This window comes from Hyalangium gracile (assembly GCF_020103725.1).
Taxonomy (GTDB): Bacteria; Myxococcota; Myxococcia; order Myxococcales; family Myxococcaceae; genus Hyalangium; species Hyalangium gracile.
In genome coordinates this window covers 98,038-116,238 of record NZ_JAHXBG010000016.1, presented here as the reverse complement: position 1 = coordinate 116,238, position 18,201 = coordinate 98,038, and the positions used below count along the sequence as shown (strand labels likewise).

At 70.1% G+C, this 18,201-nt stretch carries 15 protein-coding genes; 5 read left to right on the top strand and 10 right to left on the bottom strand.

Annotated features, from left to right (window positions below):
- Positions 1–222: 222 nt before the first annotated feature.
- Positions 223–1,107, bottom strand: a complete 885-nt coding sequence (locus KY572_RS29320; RefSeq protein WP_224246298.1) for a LysR family transcriptional regulator — start codon at positions 1,105–1,107, stop codon at positions 223–225.
- Positions 1,108–1,151: 44 nt separating this feature from the next.
- On the opposite strand from KY572_RS29320, the gene KY572_RS29315 reads away from it, so the two are divergent.
- Positions 1,152–1,859 carry a CHRD domain-containing protein gene (locus KY572_RS29315; RefSeq protein WP_224246297.1) on the top strand — a complete coding sequence of 236 codons (708 nt, stop codon included), beginning with the start codon at positions 1,152–1,154 and terminating at the stop codon, positions 1,857–1,859.
- A gap of 195 nt (positions 1,860–2,054) precedes the next feature.
- On the top strand, positions 2,055–2,366 hold the full coding sequence (locus KY572_RS29310; protein ID WP_224246296.1) for a hypothetical protein: 312 nt from the start codon (positions 2,055–2,057) through the stop codon (positions 2,364–2,366).
- A gap of 9 nt (positions 2,367–2,375) precedes the next feature.
- Here the strand turns inward: KY572_RS29310 and KY572_RS29305 are convergent, their stop codons facing one another.
- Both KY572_RS29305 and KY572_RS29300 read right to left on the bottom strand, forming a co-directional pair.
- A complete protein-coding gene (locus tag KY572_RS29305; protein WP_224246295.1) occupies positions 2,376–3,671 on the bottom strand; it encodes a universal stress protein in 1,296 nt (431 codons plus the stop codon).
- A 69-nt stretch (positions 3,672–3,740) separates the two neighbouring features.
- Complete coding sequence (locus tag KY572_RS29300) at positions 3,741–4,502, bottom strand: ZIP family metal transporter (RefSeq protein ID WP_224246294.1); 762 nt, start codon at positions 4,500–4,502, stop codon at positions 3,741–3,743.
- A 192-nt stretch (positions 4,503–4,694) separates the two neighbouring features.
- Here KY572_RS29300 and KY572_RS29295 point away from each other — a divergent pair, with 192 nt between their 5' ends.
- Positions 4,695–5,882 (top strand): bactofilin family protein, encoded by a 1,188-nt coding sequence (locus KY572_RS29295; protein WP_224246293.1) that lies wholly within the window; start codon positions 4,695–4,697, stop codon positions 5,880–5,882.
- A gap of 58 nt (positions 5,883–5,940) precedes the next feature.
- Here KY572_RS29295 and KY572_RS29290 read toward each other — a convergent pair whose 3' ends face one another.
- Positions 5,941–7,296: a phosphoribosyltransferase family protein gene (locus KY572_RS29290; RefSeq protein WP_224246292.1), complete on the bottom strand. Its 1,356-nt coding sequence runs from the start codon at positions 7,294–7,296 to the stop codon at positions 5,941–5,943.
- Positions 7,297–7,546: 250 nt separating this feature from the next.
- Between KY572_RS29290 and KY572_RS29285 the strand changes: the two genes are divergently transcribed.
- Together KY572_RS29285 and KY572_RS29280 are read left to right on the top strand one after the other, a co-directional pair.
- Positions 7,547–10,456 carry a sensor histidine kinase gene (locus KY572_RS29285; protein WP_224246291.1) on the top strand — a complete coding sequence of 970 codons (2,910 nt, stop codon included), beginning with the start codon at positions 7,547–7,549 and terminating at the stop codon, positions 10,454–10,456.
- 12 nt (positions 10,457–10,468) lie between these two features.
- Positions 10,469–11,758, top strand: a complete 1,290-nt coding sequence (locus KY572_RS29280; protein ID WP_224246290.1) for a hypothetical protein — start codon at positions 10,469–10,471, stop codon at positions 11,756–11,758.
- 84 nt (positions 11,759–11,842) lie between these two features.
- On the opposite strand, the gene KY572_RS29275 is transcribed toward KY572_RS29280, so the two are convergent.
- The 6 genes from KY572_RS29275 to groL form a co-directional block, all read right to left on the bottom strand.
- The gene (locus KY572_RS29275; RefSeq protein WP_224246289.1) at positions 11,843–13,039 is read right to left on the bottom strand and encodes a hypothetical protein; all 1,197 of its coding nucleotides are present in this window, start codon (positions 13,037–13,039) and stop codon (positions 11,843–11,845) included.
- A gap of 36 nt (positions 13,040–13,075) precedes the next feature.
- Positions 13,076–14,464, bottom strand: a complete 1,389-nt coding sequence (locus tag KY572_RS29270; protein WP_224246288.1) for a sigma 54-interacting transcriptional regulator — start codon at positions 14,462–14,464, stop codon at positions 13,076–13,078.
- A 98-nt stretch (positions 14,465–14,562) separates the two neighbouring features.
- Positions 14,563–15,570: a hypothetical protein gene (locus KY572_RS29265; protein WP_224246287.1), complete on the bottom strand. Its 1,008-nt coding sequence runs from the start codon at positions 15,568–15,570 to the stop codon at positions 14,563–14,565.
- An 80-nt stretch (positions 15,571–15,650) separates the two neighbouring features.
- Positions 15,651–16,046 (bottom strand): hypothetical protein, encoded by a 396-nt coding sequence (locus KY572_RS29260; protein WP_224246286.1) that lies wholly within the window; start codon positions 16,044–16,046, stop codon positions 15,651–15,653.
- Between the two features lie 91 nt (positions 16,047–16,137).
- Complete coding sequence (gene grxC / locus KY572_RS29255; protein ID WP_224246285.1) at positions 16,138–16,395, bottom strand: glutaredoxin 3; 258 nt, start codon at positions 16,393–16,395, stop codon at positions 16,138–16,140.
- Between the two features lie 147 nt (positions 16,396–16,542).
- Positions 16,543–18,189 (bottom strand): chaperonin GroEL, encoded by a 1,647-nt coding sequence (gene groL / locus KY572_RS29250; RefSeq protein WP_224246284.1) that lies wholly within the window; start codon positions 18,187–18,189, stop codon positions 16,543–16,545.
- Between the last annotated feature and the right edge of the window lie 12 nt (positions 18,190–18,201).

Below are 18,201 nucleotides of genomic sequence, written 5' to 3'. Positions count from 1 at the left end.
CTCCAAGGACAAGCTTCCAGCCCGCACCTTCACAGGGCTGGTGTGAGGCTGCCGTGAATTCACCCGTCCACCCCCAAGGGGCCCCGAAGAGCTTCTCTTCCATCCAAGCGCACCCGTAGTCATGGCGAACATAACGGGACGTGATGGTTGGTACCCTTCCCTAAAGGGAAGCTGTCGGCGCCTTTCCCTGGGAAGGCAAGGCTCGCGGGCGGGAGGCTGTCCTCACAGGGGATCCAGGGAGCGGCGCACGTGCGTGAGCACCAGCTTGATCTTGGGAATCTCCGCGAGCGCCTCGGGCACGCTGATGCGGACGGGGCGCTCGCGTCCCACCTCGTCGGGCAGCACGGGCACCAGCAGATCCTCGGGGATGCCGGGATCGGCCAGCTCGACGCTGGGGAGCAGGCCGATGCCCATCCCGGCGATGACGCAGGAGCGGATCAGGTGGATGTCCGGGGTGATGAGCGCCGGCTCGACCGTGAACGTGGTGCCCCGTGGCGTGGGCCAGGAGCGCGCATCCCCTCCCGGCGCCTCCCATGAGAAGAGCTCGTGGCCTTGCAGCTCCCTCAACGAGCGCGGGGCGCCTCGCCGCTCCAGGTACTCCTTGCTGGCGAGCAGCCCCTCTCGCACCCGTAGCACCACGTGCGAGAGCCACGGCCCCCGAGGCATGTCCTCCCCGAAGTGGATCGCCATGTCCACGTCGTCCAGCGGCTCGCCCAGGGGATCCGCGCTGAAGCGGGCGTGCACGCTCAGCAGGGGATAGGAGGTGCGCAACATCCCGAAGAGCGGAGCGAGCAGGTGGGGAGGCAGCCCCACGGGCATCACCATCCGGAGCGTCCCCGAGGGGGCCTGGCCCAGCTCGCGGATGGAGCTGAGCAGCGCGGACGTCTCCTGCATCATGATGCGCCCGCGCTGGGCGAGCACCTCGCCGGCCTCTGTCAGGACGACGCCCTGACGCGTGCTCTTGAGGAGCGCCACGCCGGCGCGGGCCTCGAGCGCCTCGACGCGGCGTCGCAAGGTCGTCCGCGAGACGCCCAGGGCATCCGCGGCGGCCAGGAACGAGCCGGTCTCCACGACGTCGAGAAAGGCTCGCAGCTCTTCCAGATCCATGCACTCACCTCCCTGCCGGGGGTTGCACAGCGATTGGACACCGCATGGCCGTCTTTGGCCATCGGGCGAGCGCCGCTGGGGCTACGAAGCAGCTCACCAACTTCCCGGTGGAGCCCACCATGCGCATCCCAACGGTCCTCGCATTGACCCTCGCTGTGTCCACGCTGCCCGCTCACGCCAAGGATCCGGCCCTCGGCGCCACGACGTTCACGGTCTACGAGGCCTGGCTCAGCCCCGCCCAGGAGCCCGGCGAGGAGTCGGAGATCCCCAAGGTGCTGGAGAAGAGCCTGGGGGCCACGGCGCCCTCGGTGCCGCGCGAGAGCCGCAAGTCCCGGGGCTATGGGCAGATCAAGTTCGCCAAGGATCTGAGCAAGGCCTATGTCGAGGTCGAGATCCAGGGCGTCAATGCCTCCGACATCCTCATGTTCCACATCCACTGCGGCCCGCCGGGCGTGCTCGGCCCCATCATCGTGGATTTTGGCGAGCAGGAGAGCGCGGCGAAGAAGCTGGCCAACGGCAAGCTCTCCATGGAGCTGACCAACAAGAACGTCTCCTTCGTCAAGGACATGCCTCGGATGAAGCCCTCGCTGCCCGAGAGCTGCCCCGCGGAGCTGGGCTTCCTGGCCCAGGCGAAGACGCTGGCCGGCCTCGAGTACCTGGCGAAGAAGGGGGTGCTCTACTTCAACCTCCACACCAAGGCCCACACCTACTACGGAGAGATGCGCGGTCAGATCTACCTCGCGCAGGAGTAGCGGTGCTTGCTGGCCCTCGCCCCGGTTCCAGGTGGGGCCAGGGCTGACGGACGGGGGGGCGCCGGGGAGGACTGCCCGCTCTCGCTGGCGGGCGCCACCGCCCCGGTGCACCTTCAAGGGCGGACTTCCTGGAGGCAGGTCGGCTCGGGAGTCTTCGCCGCCCGGCGATTCCGCTCGGCCTGACAGGAGGCGGACATGCCCGTCCTGCTGGGGTGCCTCTCGCTCTTCGTCCCGAGGCTGGTGGTGCTCATCCTCTGGTTCTTCACGAGCTGGTTCCAGGGCATGTTCCCCACGCGGCTCTGGCCCATCCTCGGGTTCTTCTTCCTGCCCACGACGCTGCTCTGGTACTCGGCCGTGCAGCGGTGGTTCGGCGGGCAGTGGACGCTGTGGCCCGTCGTGGGGCTGGTTGTCGCGTTGTTGCTCGACGTGGGAAGCGGTCGCGGGCGATGGAGCACTCCCTCGTCCCCGAGATGCGAGAAGGGCGCTCGCCGCCCCGCGCACGCGTGAGGACGGGGCTCAGGCGGTGGGGGTACGCACCAGGATCACCGGGCGATCGCTGCGAGCCAGCACCGCCTGCGCCACCGAGCCCAGCACGGCCCGCTTCATCCCCGTCCGGCCGTGGGTGCCCAGGCAGAGGAGATCCACGCAGTGTCTCTCGGCGGCCTGGGTGATGAGGTCGGCCACCTCATGTCCCGACACGACGCTCAGCTCCACCGTGCGTCCGCCTTCGGTCGCCGCGCGGGGGAGGCTCTGCTCGAGCTGCTGCCTCCTTGCGCTGAGCTGCTCGGGTGTCGCCTGGGGTGGGGCCACGTGCAGCAGGTGCAGCGTGCCTCCCGGGGGCAGCAGCGCGCACGCGTAGGCGATGGCGCGGTCGCCCAGCTCGGAGAGGTCCGTCGTCGCCAGCACGGTGCGGACCCGGGGCAGCTCCGCGCCCGCTCCACGCGTCGCCGCATGCGCTGGCACGCAGACCACGGACATCGGCGCCAGCCTCCGCGCGTGGTGCGACACGCTCCAGAGCCTGGCCATCGCCCGGCGGTGGTGGGTCCCCACCACCAGCAGGTCCGCCTCCTCCTTCTGCGCCAGCGTGACGAGGTGATCGGCGATGCGGCCGATGCCCTCCTCCAGCCGCACGCGCACCTGGGGGCAGCTCTTCGACAAGGGCTCCACCAGCGCCTCCACCTCCCGCTCCAGCGCCTGGCACAGCTCCGGGGTCGCTTCCCCGAAGCCCGCGGGGTGCTGTAGCCCCAACCGCTGCGCCTCCGCGTGCGCCCAGAAGACGCGGCCTCCCACCAGCTCCACCGGCCCCAGCCCGCACAGCGCCTTGACCCAGTCTCGCGCCGCCTCGAAGGGCCGCGAGCGGTCCACTCCCAGCAGCACCTTGAGGGGCCTCTCCTCGCGCGCCCACGCCTCCAGCGCGCGTGTCTCTCGGGCGACGAGCAGCGGCACCTCGAGCGCCTGCGCCAGCCGATCCACCGTGCCTCCGAGTCCCAGGAACGGAGTGTCCCGGCTCGGGGCCGCGGTGACCACCAGGGTGGCCCCCTGCTTCACCGCGAACTCCTGGAGCACCTCGGCGGGCTCGCCCGTCAGGAGCTGGTACTGGACCCTGGCGCCAGACTCCTCCAGGCGACGGGCCTCGGCGGCGAGCGCTCCCTCGGCCGCCACCAGCAGGGGCTTTCCGAGCGCCTTCACCGTGTCCTTGGGCAGGACATGGACGACCCACAGCGTGTCGCCCGCCTTCCGGGCCAGCAGGGCCGCTGCCTCACAGGCCGCATGGGCGGCCTCGGAGAAATGAGTGGCGCAGACGATGGGCATGGTGCCTCCCGCGAGCCTTCGTACCCTGTCCACTCTCCGTGACGGGAGCCAGTCCTCACGGCGGCGCCTTCATGCGCCATGGGGCAGCCGGCCGAGCCCCCACGGCACCAGGATGCCCGCCAGGAGCAGGAGCATCTGGAGGATGCCCGCCCGGACGCCGCGCCGGTGGTGGAGCGCGGGGACGAGATCGGCCAGGGCGATGTAGATGAAGCCCCCCGCGACGAGCGGCAGCAGCCAGCCGATGCTCTCCCTCCAGAAGGAGGCGCCCATGAAGGCGATGAGCACCCCGGGGATGAGGCTGAGCGCGGACAGGTAGTTGAGCAGGAGCGCGCGGCGCCGGGACATGCCTGTCCGCAGGAGGATGGCGAAGTCGCTGAGCTCCTGGGGCACCTCGTGGGCGAAGACCGCCAGCGAGGCGGTGAGGCCGGCCGCCGGGCTCACGCTGAAGGAGGCTCCGAGGACCAGGCCGTCGATGAAGTTGTGGACCGCATCCCCCCACAAGAGCATGGTGGCGGTCGCCTGCTCGACCTCCGGGTGGTGCAGGCCGGCGTGATGCTCATGCGGGTGGCGCCACCGCAGCACGCGCTCCAGGAGGATGAAGGCCAGCATCCCCGAGAGCAGCAGGGGCATCACCCGCTCGGCCGGCGCATGCTCCAGGGCCTCTGGCAGCAGTCCGAGCGTCGCCGCCCCGAGCAGTGTCCCGATCGCGAACGAGAGGAGCCAGGTCGAGGCCTGCTCCGCCTTCTGCCCCAGTAGCAGGATGGCGCTGCTGCCCACGAGCGCCGCCGAGCTGACGAGGAAGCCTGCCAGCAGCGGCCAGATCCAGCTCACTTCGGGGCCTCTTCCATGAAGGGTTCCTCCGTGCAGCGCCGGGAAAGGTACGGAGGGCCGCTGAGGCCGCGCAAGATCCCTGGACGCCGGGGGCAGCGGGAGGATCGAGCGAGTGCCATCCGTTGGCGCGGCGCTCGGGGCCGCCCCACCATGTGCTGACCGTTCGGAGATCGGTGCAGGGAGGTGCGTGCCATGTTCACGCTCGCGAATCGCGCAGTTCACAGGCGGGGGCTGTCAGCCCTGCTCCTGGTCGGGGCGCTGCTCGGAGTCCTGCTTCCCGCGGAGGCTCTGGCCGTGGAGGTGCGCCAGGGAGACGTGGTGACGATAGGCCCGGAGGAGATCATCGAGGAGGACCTCTACGCGTTCGGAACCACGGTCCTCATCCGAGGCACCGTGAGGGGAGACGTGCTCACCATGGCGAGGACGGTGGACATCTCCGGCAACGTGGAAGGGGATGTGATGTCCATGGCCGCGGACTTCAAGTCCACCGGCCAGGTGCGGGGGAGCATCCGGTCGGCGGGGGAGACAGTCGTCATCGCGGGCCAGGTGCGGGAGGACGGCTTGCTCGCCGGCAGGCTGGTGCGCATCGTGCCTGGCGCGCAGGTGGGCCGTGACGTCTTCCTGGCGGCCAACCAGGCGGAGATCCAGGGCCCGGTGGGCGGTGAGGTGCGAGCGGCGGCGGAGGCGCTCACGGTGGGGGCTCCCGTGAGCGGCGACCTCTGGGCCGAGGTGGGCACGCTCCAGCTCTCCCAGACGGCGAGTGTCGGCGGGAGCCTCCGCTACCGCAGCGCCCAGGAGGCGAAGATCGCCAGCGGCGTCCCGGTGGCGGGGATCGTGGAGCGGCTGAGCCCGCGGGAGCAGGCGAGATCGCTGCCCTTGCTCTACCTCATCGGCTGGGTCCGCTCGCTGGTGGGCCTCTTCGCGCTGGGGCTGCTGCTCGTCCTGCTCTCGCCGGACTTCGCGCGCCGGGTGCCAGCCACGCTGCGACAATCCCCCTGGAAGAGCCTGGGTTGGGGCGCCGCCGTGTTCGTGGGCACTCCCATCCTCGCGGGGCTCATCTTCCTCCTGGGAGTGCTGCTCGGGGGCTGGTGGATCGGCCTGCTGGCCCTGGGGTTGTACGCGCTGGCGCTGGCGCTGTGCTTCCCCGTGGTGGGGATGTTCATCGGCCGGTGGTTGACGGATCGCTTCGGCAAGGCGGGCACGCCCCTCCTCCTGACGCTGCTGGTGGGGCTGGTGCTCCTGACGCTGGTGGGCCGTGTCCCGGTGCTCGGCGCGTTGATCGTGCTGGCCACGCTGCTCTTCGGGCTCGGGGCGCTCGTCCTCACGGCGGCGCGGGGCCGGCGCCCGCCAGGTGCCACTGGCCAGCCGCAGCCCGCCTGAGCCGGGGGCCCGAGCCGCCCTGGGTGGAGCATGCTCCCGCGATGGAGCAGGGCACCGGTCAGGCGGGAGAGGCCTCCTCCTCGAGGGTTGCCCTCGAGAGGTGCTGGATGAACCACCTGCCCGCGAGCTCGGCCACCGAGTCCAGCGCCCCCGGCTCCTCGAAGAGGTGGGAGGCGCCGGGGATGAGCTGTAGCTCCCGGGGCGCGCTCATCCGCTCGCTCGCGCACCGATTGAACTCGATGACGGAGCTGTCCCGCCCCCCCACGATGAAGAGCGTGGGGGCGCGGACGGCCTCCAGCCTGTCCCATGCGAGATCCGGGCGACCGCCCCGCGACACGATGGCGCCCACCCGCATGGGCCGCTCGCTGGCCGCCAGCAGGGCCGCGGCCGCTCCGGTGCTCGAGCCGAAGTAGCCGATGGCGAGGCCTCGGGTGGCCGGGAAGGAGGCGGCCCAGTCCGTGACCTGGACCAGCCGCCGCGCCAGCAGGTCGATGTCGAAGCGCAGCTCCGCCGTCACCTCGTCGATGGTCTCCTCCTCGCTCGTCAGCAGATCGAAGAGGAGCGTGGCCAGCCCGTGCCGCCGCAGGATGGCCGCGACGTGGCGGTTGCGCGGGCTGAACCGGCTGCTGCCGCTCCCATGGGCGAACAGCACCAGCCCCCGGGGGGCCAGCGGCACACCGAGCGTTCCACCCAGGAGCGCGTCTCCAGCGGAGATGGAGACCTCCTGCTCTTCTCCCGGAGCCTCGCCCATGGCGGGGCGGGTTTCCGAGGCGTCGTGCCTCTGCCGGGCACGCTCCAGAAGCCGCACGACCTCCGCGTCGGGCACCTGCTGGAAGTCCTCGTACCAGGCCCCGATGGCATAGAGCGAGGGCGTGGCATGCACCCAGACGACATCCTCCACGAGGGGTTGCAGCTCCTCCAGGGACTGAGAAGCCCCCACGGGGACCGCGATCACGATCTTCCGTGGGCCGATCTGCCGAAGCGCCTCGATGGCGGCCCGGATGGTTCCTCCCGTGGCGATGCCGTCGTCCACGAGGATGACGGTGCGGCCCTGGAGCCGAGGTGGAGTCCGTGTCCCTCGAAAGCGCTTCACCCGCTCGGAGACCTCCTCGGCTTGCTCCCGAACGAGCTCCTGGATGTCCTCGTCGGTGGCGCCCACCTCCTCCATGAGCTCCCGGTTGAGGTAGACGATGCCTCCCTCCGCGACCGCTCCCAGTCCGAGCTCCGAGTGTCCCGGGGCTCCCACCTTGCGGACGACCCAGACGTCCAGCGGGGCCCTCAGCGCCCTGGCCACTTCGTAGCCAATGGGGACACCTCCTCGTGGGAGCGCCAGGACGATGGGCTGCTCGCGCTCGTAGTCGAGGAGCAATGAAGCAAGCCGCCGTCCCGCGTCTTCCCGATCCACGAAGCGCATGGTTCCTCCCCCGTGAGAAGCCACAACCCGCACAAGCTAAAGAAGGCACTCCGCGACCCGCTGGCCAGGCAGGGCGGGAGGGCCCGCATGGAGTGAGGGCCACACGGCTGAGGCTTGCTCGAGCGGCCCAGCGCGCCACACGGGCCTGCCCCCCAGGGTCGATTGCCCTCGCGTGCACCATGACCACGTTCTGTCTCGGACAGCATCCTCACCGTGAACATGCCCAGGGCCCTTCGAGAAGGGAGGGTTCATGCGACTCCAGCAAGTGCTCGGCAGGCTGACTCCAGCCGTGAGCCTTCTTGCCATGCTGGTGGCGGTGCTCGATCTGATCGGCTGGTGGTTGGGCCAGCTGAGCCTCGTCCGCGTCGTCCCCATGCCGCACTCCGGCGTGATGATGCCGAACACGGCGGTGGGCCTCTTCCTTTGCGGCGCCTCGCTCTGGCTGGCGCGCAAGCCAGGTGCGAGCTCACTCCGTCGTGGAGTCAGCCACGCGCTCGCGCTCGCGGCGGTCGTGCTGGGAGGCTTGACGCTCTCCGAGTACCTCTTTGGAGTCGATCTCGGGATCGATCTCATCCTCTTCCCGGAGACGGTCCGGAGCCTGGCCCCGTATCGTCCGGGGCGGGCCGCGCCGGCGACCACGCTCTGCTTCATCCTGACCGGGCTCTCCCTCCGGTGGCTGGACGCCGAGACACGGGGTGGGCACCGCCCGGCCCAGTACCTCGCGCTCCTGCTCGGAGGCGTCGCCTCATTGGCCCTCCTCGGCTACCTGTATATGGAGGAGGGGTTGGTGGCCTCCCAGGGAGAGGGCGCCTCGTTCCCGCTCTTCACCCGCCTGTCGGTCCATACCGCGGCCACGTTCCTGGCGCTGTCGCTGGGGCTGCTCTGTGCCCGGCCCGAGCGCGGCTTGATGAAGGTCTTCACCGGGGATGACGCGGGCGGCTTCATGGCGCGGCGGCTGCTCCCGGCCGCCATCTTCGTTCCCACGGTGGTGGGCGCCTTCCAGCTGATGGGAATGCGACGGGGGATGTATGGGAGCTCGGGCGGGGTCGCCATCTTCGTGGTCATCACCACGTCGGTCCTGCTGATCCTCATCGCGTGGAACGCGGCGAGCCTCCGGCGGCTGGACCTGCGGCGGCGCGAGCTGGAGAAGGCGGCACGTCTGTCGGAGGCCCGCCTCTCCGGCATCGTCTCCAACGCCGCCGACGCGATCATCTCGATCGACGAGCACCAGCGGATTGCCCTCTTCAACGCGAGCGCGGAGCGCGTCTTCGGCTACTCCGCGGGGGAAGTCCTCGGACAGCCGCTGGACATCCTCCTGCCCCCCCGGCTCAGGGCCATCCACCGGCAACACGTCCGGGACTTCGCGGCGGGGCCGCGGACCACGCGGCGGCTGGACGAGCGGCCGACCCTTCTGGGCCTGCGCAAGAGCGGTGAGGAGTTCCCGGCGGAGGCGAGCGTCTCGAAGGTCGACGTGGGCGGGACGATGCTGATGACCGCCATCCTGCGCGACAGCACCGAGCGCAAGCGAGCCGAGGAGGCACTCCGCGAGAGCGAGGAGCGCTTCCGCACGGCCTACGAGAATGCCGCCATCGGGATGGCCCTGGTGGGTCTGGATGGCCGGTTCCTGAACGTGAACCGCTCCCTGTGCGAGATCGTCGGCTACTCGGAGCGGGAGCTCCTGGCCCGGACGTTCCAGGACATCACCTGGCCGGCGGACCTGGAGGTGGACCTCGAGAACGCGCGCCGGCTCCGAGAGGGAGAGATCAGCTCCTATCAACTCGAGAAGCGCTACATCCACAAGAAGGGACACCTCGTCACGGTGCTGCTGACGGGCTCGCTCGTCCATGACTCCCGCGGAGAGCCGCTCTACTTCATCGCGCAGATCCAGGACATCTCCGAGCGCAAGCGGCTCGAGCAGGACTGGCGCTTCCTGGCGGACACGGGGCCCCAGCTCGCGGGCTCGCTCGATTCGCGAGCCACGCTCGGCATCGTGGCGCGCCTGGTGGTGCCCGCCCTGGCGGACTGGTGCGTGATCGATCTCCTGGATGAGGAGGGAAAGGTGGTGGCGGTGGAGGGGGCCGCCGCCAGCGCCAGGCAGGAAGCCACCCTGCGAACACTGCTCTCCCTCTACTCGCATGATCCGGCCCGGCACGGACACATCGCCTCCCGGGTGATCCGCACGGGTGAGCCGGCGCTCCTCCCCGAGATACCCCACGAGGTGCTCGAGGAGACGGCGGAGGACGAGCGGCACCTGGAGCTGCTCCTTCAGCTCGAGCCGCGCTCGGGCATGGTCGTGCCGCTTTTCGCGCGTGGGCACACCCTGGGCGCCATCATCCTGGCGGCCTCCGAGTCCGGGCGCCGCTACGATGCTCGCAGCCTCATGCTGGCCGAGGAGCTGGCGCGCCGCGCCGCGCTGGCCATCGACAACGCGCGCCTCTACATGCGCTCCGAGCAGGCCACCCGGGTTCGCGACGAGGTGCTCCGGATCGTCGCGCACGATCTCCGGACTCCCCTCCAGGTCGTCTCCCTGAGCACGCAGACCCTCCTGAAGCGGCTGCCGGAAGAGCGCCCCGCGGACAGGAAGCAGCTCGAGAGCATCCAGAAAGCGGTCGCGCGCTCCAACAGGCTCATCCAGGATCTGCTGGACGTCGCCCGCCTGGAAGCCGGACGTATCGCCGTGGAGCGCCGCCCCGAGCCGCTCGCTCCGCTCGTCAGGGAGGTGCTCGAGCTGCATCGCACCCTCGCGGAGGCCCGGTCCATCCAGCTCACGGTCTCCATTCCGGAGGACTGCCCCGACGTCCTGGCCGATAGGGACCGCCTGGTGCAGATCCTCTCGAACCTGCTCGGCAATGCGCTCAAGTTCACGCCCGAGGGAGGGCAGATCTCCCTCCGGGTCGAGCCAGCCGGGGACATGCTGCGCCTCTCGGTCCAGGACACCGGGCTGGGGATTCCGGAGCAGAGCCTGCCGCACCTCTTCGAGCCCTTCTGGCAGGCCCAGGGGGGCAGGAGGAACGGGGCCGGGCTGGGGCTGGCCATCGTGAAAGGCCTGGTCGAGGCCCACGACGGGCAGGTCTGGGTGGAGAGCAGGCCCGGCCTGGGGAGCACCTTCTTCTTCACGCTCCCCACCGTCGCGCGTGCCGAGGCGCACCTCGCGCACTAAGGTGCGCCTCGAATGAGAGCCGATTCCCGGCGATGGGTCGTCCCGCTGACCTTCCTGCTCTGCCTCGGGGTGCTGCTGCTGCGGAGCCGGGGCCGGCTCATCCACGCGCACCTGTGGGCCGAGGATGGGGCCCTGTTCCTCGCGGACGCGCTGGCGCGCGGGTACGGCGCCACGCTCGAGCAGTACGCCGGCTACTTCCACGTCCTGCCCCGGCTGCTCGCCGCCACCTTCACGCTGCTCCCCCTGGAGGCCTTCGCGAGGCTGGTCACCGTCACCAGCCTGGCCTTCTATGCGGCCTCGGCGTCCATGCTGGCGCGGCCGTCGATGAGGGCGCTCCTCCCGAGCGATGGGCTGCGGGTCCTGGCGGCCGTGGCGCTGTGCTTCCTGCCCGGGCTGGGGGAGATCGCCGGCAACCTCGCCAACCTCCACTCCGCCGTCTTCCTGGCCGCGGTGCTGCTGTGCCTCGAGGATCTGGCCGTCCCGCTGAGGGCCTGGCAGCTGGGGCTGCTCTTCGTGATCGGCTCGACGGCGGGCGAACTGGTGGTGCTCACCCCGGTGTTCGCCCTGCGCGCGCTCGTGCGCTGGCGGCGCGGCGACGAGCCCCGCGCGCAGCGGATGGAGTGGCTGGCGCTGGCCATCATCCTCGGCTGGGTCGTGGTCAACACGGTGACGTGGCACCACCAGCAGAGCCTGGGCACGTTCAAGCCCGCGGAGCGATGGGACGCGATCGACTACGTGCTCGGCGCGCTCTACGTCTTCTCCACGCGCTTCCTCGTCCATCCGCTCGTCGGGGACCACGCGACCCTCTGGCTGCACCGGAGCCCGGGGGCGTTCCTGGCGCTCTCCGCGGTGCTGCTGGCGCTGCTGGCGTGGAGGCTGCTCCGGACTCGCAGCGTCACGGTGCTGCTGCTGGTGGTGGCGGCGCTGTGCCTCTGGGGGATGCTGCCGCTGACCTGGTACGTGCGGCCGGGCAGCGAGGGGGAGCCCTCGTTCGGGCTCATCCACACCACGGCGACCTTCCGGGACCGGCACTCGTGGGGCGGGACACCGCTGGGGCTGCTGCTCTGGCTGGTAGCGCTGCAGACCCTGGGGCCGGTGCGCTGGAGGCCCGCGCTCGCGCTGGCGCTGTGCGTGAGCTTCGTGGCGCTCTCCCTGCACCGCCGCAAGCTGCGGCCCTATGGCCCCGAGCAGGACTGGCCGGCCACCGTCCAGAAGCTGCGCGCCATCCCTCCGGGCCAGATGGGCAGCGTGCCCATCAACCCTCCGGGCTGGGTCATCATCGCGCAGGGGCCCGTGGACTGACGGCCCTGGCCGCGCACCTCCGGGCACGAAAAAGGCGCGGGCCCCAGGAGGCTCCCGCGCCTTCGTCGCCTCACTTCCGAGAGACTACTTGCCGCGCTCCTTGGGGCAGGCGGCCTGGTCCTCGGTGCGGCGCTGCCTGGCCGCCTCGAGGTCCTTCTGGGTGTTGGCGAGGGCGGCCTGGCTGGCCGTCTCCACGTTGGCCCAGCCCTCGTCCTTGGCCTTGAGCTCCTGGACGATCGTCACGGTCTGCTGCTCGGCGGACTGCTGCGCCTCGATGGCGGCGATCCACTCGTCGGCGGCCTTCACCAGCGCGGCGCACTTGTCCTTGAGCTGGGACACCATGTTCCAGTTCTTCTTCGGGTCCTTCTTGTACTCGGTGACGATGGCGTCATACGCCTCGGCCGCGTTGGCGCGGACGCCTAAAGCGATGGCCGTGCTCGCCGCGCGCTGCCCGCGCACCAGCTCCAGCTGGTAGAAGCGCAGCTCGGGCGGCAGGCTCGTGGCCGCCTCGGTGGCCAGCGAGTGGAAGTGCACGAAGCGGTGGGGGAAGCTCAGCTCGTCCGAGGTCAGCTTCGCCGGCAGGGCGGCGATCTTCGCCTTCAGGCAGGCGGCCAGCTGGTCACCCTCGGTGCTCCCGCTGGGCTCGAAGGTGATGTCGGCCGGCGTCGCCGAGGCCTTCTTCAGGGTGATCTTCGCCGTCAGCACCGGCGGCGCCTGGGTGGCGTACGCCGCGTAGCAGTCACACCACTGCTCCTGGGCGAGCCGGATCTGCCCGGAGAAGTCCGAGCCCTCGTTGATGCCGAAGGTGATGGCCGGGCTGTTGTTCAGCTCGTGGATGAACTCCGCCTGCGCATCCACCGGCTGGGCGCCCTTGGTGGTGAGCGGCTGGATGGCCACGGCCTTGTTCACCGCGTCCTGGATGCACTTCTGGCCCTCGGGCGTGAGGTTCTCGCCCGTGACGGCGTGGGTGGCCTCCGTCTCGGTGATGTGCGTCTTCACCGTGGCCTTGGTGGTGGCACCCTGGCCGCGGTTCTTCGGATCCACCAGGCACTCCATCACCTGGGGGCGGGTGGAGATGAGCGCACCCACCAGCGTGGCCTGGTTGGGCGGCTGGGGCAGGGTGAGCTGGCGCGGGTGGCACAGCGCCACGTCGTAGACGGGCTGGTTGGTGATGCGCATCCGCTCCTGCACCGAGGCGGTTGCGGCGGGACCCGCGGCCTTCTGCTGGCCCGCGCAGGCGGCGGTGATCATGACGGATGCAATGGCAAGACGGCGCAACATGTGTGGTTTCCCCTCCGTGCGGCTGAATGCGAGCGCTTACTTATCAAGCCCCTCGGCGTTCTTGAGGTCCTTGAGGCGCAGCCCGTTCTTCTTCAACAGTCGATAGAGGCTCTGCATGGACAGGCCGGTGCGCTGCTCGGCGGCCTTCATGTCGAAGCCCACTTCCTTCATGATCTCGGCGAAGTAGAAGCGCTCGAAGTCCGCGAGCACGCGGTCCTTGGCCTCGTGGTAGTTCATGCCCACCACCAGGGCGCCCACGCTCGTCTGCGGGGCGGCGTCGGCGTCGGCCTTGCGCTGGGGCTGGGCCATGAAGTCCAGCCAGCTGGTGTTGCCCGTCTCCTGCATGAGGGCGCCGCGCTCCAGCACGTTGCGCAGCTCGCGCACGTTGCCCGGCCAGTCGTAGCCCTCGAAGAGCGCCAGCGTCTGCGAGGTGAGCTCGAAGTTGGCCCGCAGCGCCTGCAGCAGCGAGTGCGCCAGCACGGGGATGTCCTCGCGCCGGGTGCGCAGGGGCGGCAGGCGCACGCGCGCCACCGCCAGGCGGAAGTACAGGTCCGCCCGGAAGCGGCCCTGGCGCACGTCCTCCTCCAGGTTGCGGTGGGTGGAGGCGATGACGCGCACGTTCACCGGCACCGCGCCGCCATTGAGGGTGGGCACCTCGCGCGTCTCCAGCACGCGCAGCAGCTTGGGCTGCAGCGGCAGGGGCAGCTCGCCCACCTCGTCCAGGAAGAGCGTGCCGCCCTGGGCCGCCTCGAAGACGCCGCGCACGCCCTTCTCCTCGTCATCCGCCGCGCGCATGGAGCCGAACAGCTCCCGCTCCGCCTTCTCCTCGGTGATGAGGTTGCAGTCCACGACCTTGAAGGGCCCGTGCCGCCGCGCCGAGTGCTGGTGCACCGCGCGCGCCGCCAGCTCCTTGCCCGTGCCCGTCTCGCCCTCGATGAGCAGGTTCATGTCCTCGCGGGCAATGCGGCGCAGATCCGCGAACACCACGCGCATGCGCTCGGAGGCGCCCACCAGCGAGCCGAAGGCGTCGGCGCCCGCGGGCACCTCCACCTCGGTGGTGCGCGTGTCGGGCTTGATGGACAGCTTCGTCTTGCCCAGCTGCACCTTGTCGCCGGACTGGAGCACCACCTGCAACACCTGCCGCCCGTCCAGGTAGGTGCCGTTGCGGCTGCCGAGATCCCTCAGCACCAGCCCCTTGGCGCCGCGCTCGATCTCCAGGTGCCGCCGGCTGACGGTGGGATCGGTGAGGACGAGATCGCTGGCGGGATCGGAGCCCACGCGCACCAGGGAGTCCTGGGTGGTGATCTTCTTGCCCTTGTCGGGCCCGGAGGAGACCTCCACCGTCCATTCGCGCACCTGGATGCGCACGGGGCGGGCTTCGACTTCCGTCAGGACGGATTGGGTGACTTCGGGCTTTTCGCTCATGGTGCTCGCCTTCAACCCCGGGCAGAAGCACAGGCCCGGTCAGCTCTGGGTGCGCCCTGTTTAGGGGCGTTTGGACGTGAGGGGCAAGTCAAACAAACTCAAGGCAGGTGAATCTGGAACGTTCCTCCGCTCGGGCGGAGCACCTGCGCCTGGACCGGAGCGGGCGCCAGTCGGGCCCGGGCCAGCACCTGCGGCAGCGCGGGCTGCCCCTCGAGCTGGAGGATGACGTCGCCCGGAGCCAGCTTTCCCCCCTCGGGTGCGGAGAGGACGTACAGGCCCGCGGGGAGCCGCACCATGCGATCCAGCAGGGATGTCTCCAGTGCAGGGTTGGCGAAACGCAGGCGCTGCTGGCGCAGCACTTCGGCATCCAGCGGGTCCATCAGCGCGAGCGCCCCGACGTGGGCGGGCCGGCCCTGCTCCGTGTACTCGAAGGCCTGCCAGGGGACGCGAGCCACCCGGGCGGGGGCGGGGGAGGGCTCGCGCGGCGCGCGCAGGTGATCGTCCAGGGCCCGGAGCGCCTCGCGGGTGAGGTCCTCCATCAAGCGGGTCAGCTCCGGCGCGGGGTCCGCCCCGTCATCGGTGCGCTCGGCGAACGGATCCACCTTCACCTCGCCGGAGAGCTCCAGCACGCGCTTGCGGGTGGAGGGGTGCACCACCTCCACATGGCCCAGGTAGGTGGTCTCCTCCACCAGGTTCTGGCCCACGGCGCGGCCCTTCGCGTCGAGCAGCTCTCCCTGCGCGGACTGGACGCGCCGCTCCGCCCAGGCCCGCAGCACCAGCGCCTGCTCCGGCCGGACGCCGTAGGGCGCCAGCCGCGTGACGGCGGTGCTGGCCGCCCAGGCGTTGTCATCCTCCGGACGGTAGACCTTGAACTCGGAGGGACCGAAGAAGAGGGCGCGCTCGCCGGCCTCGGCCAGCGCCACGTCCAGCAGCCGTCCGGAGAGCTCGAAGGAGCGGAACGCCGGCTCCGGCCACCGGAAGAGGAACGGGTACACCACCACCGCGGAGGCGGACAGCTCCTCGGGCACCTCACGCTGGACCTTGTACGTGGCGCCGCACGCGGAGCCCGCGAGGGCCAGCAGCAGGACGGCGCCAAGGAGTGACACACCGGCTCGGTTCACGGCCGGTGAGTCAAGATCATCGGCCCCGCGGAATCCAGCCGGATGCCGCGGGCTGGGGAGAGCCCTCAGTACTTCGCGGGCGAGTCGCTGGCGGGGAAGGACTCCTTGGACTGCTCGTCCACGATGTCGTCGCGACTGTTGCCGCCGGAGTTCACATTGGCGTTGGTGACGTCCCTGTCACTCCTGGAACCCGCCTTGCGCTTCGAGCCAGGCTGGGTGCCGCCGACGCCGGCCCCGGCGGTGACCATGCGGCTGCCGAGGAGGTTCTTCGCCCGCTCGGAGAAGTTGCGCTGCTCCTCCTGCCAGTCCTGGAAGAACTGGACCAGCTCCTGATCGCCTGCCTCCTGGGCATCACGGATGTACTGATCCACCGTCGCCGCGCCCTCCAGCAGGTGGTACAGCACGCTGATCAGGTTGAAGTGCTCGTCCCGGGTTCCCGTCTGCTGCTCTTCGCCGGCCATGGCCTGCCTCCCTCTTCCGTGAAGTTCCTTGTGGTAGTCAGGAACCTATGCACGCCAGGGGAGCGCCTGGGATGGCCGGCTGCTCGGCTGCTCAGCCCTGGAGCATGGGCTCCAGCCGGCCGTCGCGATCCAGCTGCGCCAGGTCCGTGTAGCCGCCCACGTGCGTCTCGCCGATGAAGATCTGCGGCACGGTGCGCTGGCCGCCGCTCATCTCCACCAGCCTGGCGCGCATGTCGTCATCCCCGGTGACGTCCACCTCCTCGTAGGTGACGCCCTTGCGCTTGAGCAGGTCCTTCGCCCGGACACAGTAGCCGCAGTAGTTGGTGGTGTAGATCTTCACGGGCTTCACGAAATGCCTCCTGATCGTCCTTCCCGGAAAGTTAAGGGGCAGGGCGACGGCGCGCCACCTTGCCCCCAAAAGCAGACGGCCCCCGGCTCCACGAGGGAACCGGAGGCCGTGCTCACCCTGGCGCACCGAGCGCCGAGGGAGGGGGCATTACATGCCCATGCCGCCCATGCCGCCCATGCCGCCCATGCCACCGGCGCCGGCGGCGGCCTTGTCGTCGTCCGCCTTCGGGCGCTCGGCCACCATCGCCTCGGTGGTCAGCATGAGGGAGGACACGGAGGCCGCGTTCTGCAGCGCGGTACGGCTCACCTTGGCCGGGTCGATGACGCCCGCGGCCAGCAGGTCCTCGTACACGCCCGTGGCGGCGTTGAAGCCGAACGAGCCGCTGCTCTCCTTGACCTTGTTCACCACCACGCTGCCCTCCAGGCCGCCGTTGCCGACGATCTGGCGCAGGGGCTCCTCGAGCGAGCGGCGGATGATGTCCACGCCGAACTTCTCACCCTCCTCGAGCTTCAGGCCGTCCAGCGCCTTGACGCAGCGCAGGTAGGCCACGCCGCCGCCGGGCACCACGCCCTCCTCGACGGCCGCGCGGGTGGCGTTGAGCGCGTCCTCCACGCGAGCCTTCTTCTCCTTCATCTCGGTCTCGGTGGCTGCGCCCACGTTGATGACGGCCACGCCGCCCACGAGCTTGGCCAGGCGCTCCTGGAGCTTCTCGCGGTCGTAGTCGCTGGTGGTCTCCTCGATCTGGGCGCGGATCTGCTTCACGCGCGCCTCGATCTCCTTCTGCGCGCCGGCGCCGTCGACGATCGTGGTGTTGTCCTTGTCGATCGTGATGCGCTTGGCGCGGCCCAGGTCGGCCAGCGTCAGCGTCTCCAGCTTGATGCCCAGGTCCTCGGCGATCATCCGGCCGCCCGTCAGGGTGGCGATGTCCTCCAGCATGGCCTTGCGGCGGTCACCGAAGCCCGGCGCCTTCACGGCCGCCACGCTCAGCACGCCACGGATCTTGTTCACCACCAGGGTGGCCAGGGCCTCGCCCTCGACCTCCTCGGCGATGATGAGCAGCGGCTTGCCGCCGCGCGCCACCTGCTCGAGGATCGGCAGCAGGTCCTTCATCGACGAGATCTTCTTCTCGTGGATGAGGATGTACGGATCGTTGAGGACGACCTCCATCCGGTCCGGATCCGTCACGAAGTACGGGGAGAGGTAGCCGCGGTCGAACTGCATGCCCTCCACCACGTCCAGCGTGGTCTCCAGGCCCTTGGCCTCCTCCACGGTGATGACGCCCTCCTTGCCGACCTTCTCCATCGCGTCCGCGATGATCTGGCCGATGGTGGTGTCACCGTTGGCGGAGATGGTGCCAACCTGGGCGATCTCCTTCTTGTCCTTGGTCGGCTTGGCCAGCTTCTTCAGCTCGCCCACCACCAGGGCCACGGCCTTGTCGATGCCGCGCTTGATGTCCATGGGGTTGTGGCCCGCGGCCACCAGCTTCGCGCCCTCGCGGAAGATGGCCTGCGCGAGCACCGTCGCGGTGGTGGTGCCGTCACCGGCCACGTCGGAGGTCTTGCTGGCGACCTCCTTCACCATCTGCGCGCCCATGTTCTCGAACTTGTTCTCCAGCTCGATCTCCTTGGCCACCGTCACACCGTCCTTGGTGATGGTGGGGGAGCCGAAGCTCTTCTCGATGACCACGTTGCGGCCCTTGGGGCCCAGGGTGACCTTGACCGCGTCGGCCAGGATGTTCACGCCGCGCAGAATGGCCTCACGCGCGCGTACGTCGAAAACGATGTCCTTCGCCATGATTGGGAATCC

Coding starts and splice junctions, on each gene's coding strand:
- KY572_RS29320 (WP_224246298.1), bottom strand. CDS start 1,107: ATGGATCTGGAAGAGCTGCGAGCCTTTCTCGACGTCGTGGAGACCGGC.
- KY572_RS29315 (WP_224246297.1), top strand. CDS start 1,152: ATGGCCGTCTTTGGCCATCGGGCGAGCGCCGCTGGGGCTACGAAGCAG.
- KY572_RS29310 (WP_224246296.1), top strand. CDS start 2,055: ATGCCCGTCCTGCTGGGGTGCCTCTCGCTCTTCGTCCCGAGGCTGGTG.
- KY572_RS29305 (WP_224246295.1), bottom strand. CDS start 3,671: ATGCCCATCGTCTGCGCCACTCATTTCTCCGAGGCCGCCCATGCGGCC.
- KY572_RS29295 (WP_224246293.1), top strand. CDS start 4,695: ATGTTCACGCTCGCGAATCGCGCAGTTCACAGGCGGGGGCTGTCAGCC.
- KY572_RS29290 (WP_224246292.1), bottom strand. CDS start 7,296: ATGCGCTTCGTGGATCGGGAAGACGCGGGACGGCGGCTTGCTTCATTG.
- KY572_RS29285 (WP_224246291.1), top strand. CDS start 7,547: ATGCGACTCCAGCAAGTGCTCGGCAGGCTGACTCCAGCCGTGAGCCTT.
- KY572_RS29280 (WP_224246290.1), top strand. CDS start 10,469: ATGAGAGCCGATTCCCGGCGATGGGTCGTCCCGCTGACCTTCCTGCTC.
- KY572_RS29275 (WP_224246289.1), bottom strand. CDS start 13,039: ATGTTGCGCCGTCTTGCCATTGCATCCGTCATGATCACCGCCGCCTGC.
- KY572_RS29270 (WP_224246288.1), bottom strand. CDS start 14,464: ATGAGCGAAAAGCCCGAAGTCACCCAATCCGTCCTGACGGAAGTCGAA.
- KY572_RS29260 (WP_224246286.1), bottom strand. CDS start 16,046: ATGGCCGGCGAAGAGCAGCAGACGGGAACCCGGGACGAGCACTTCAAC.
- groL (WP_224246284.1), bottom strand. CDS start 18,189: ATGGCGAAGGACATCGTTTTCGACGTACGCGCGCGTGAGGCCATTCTG.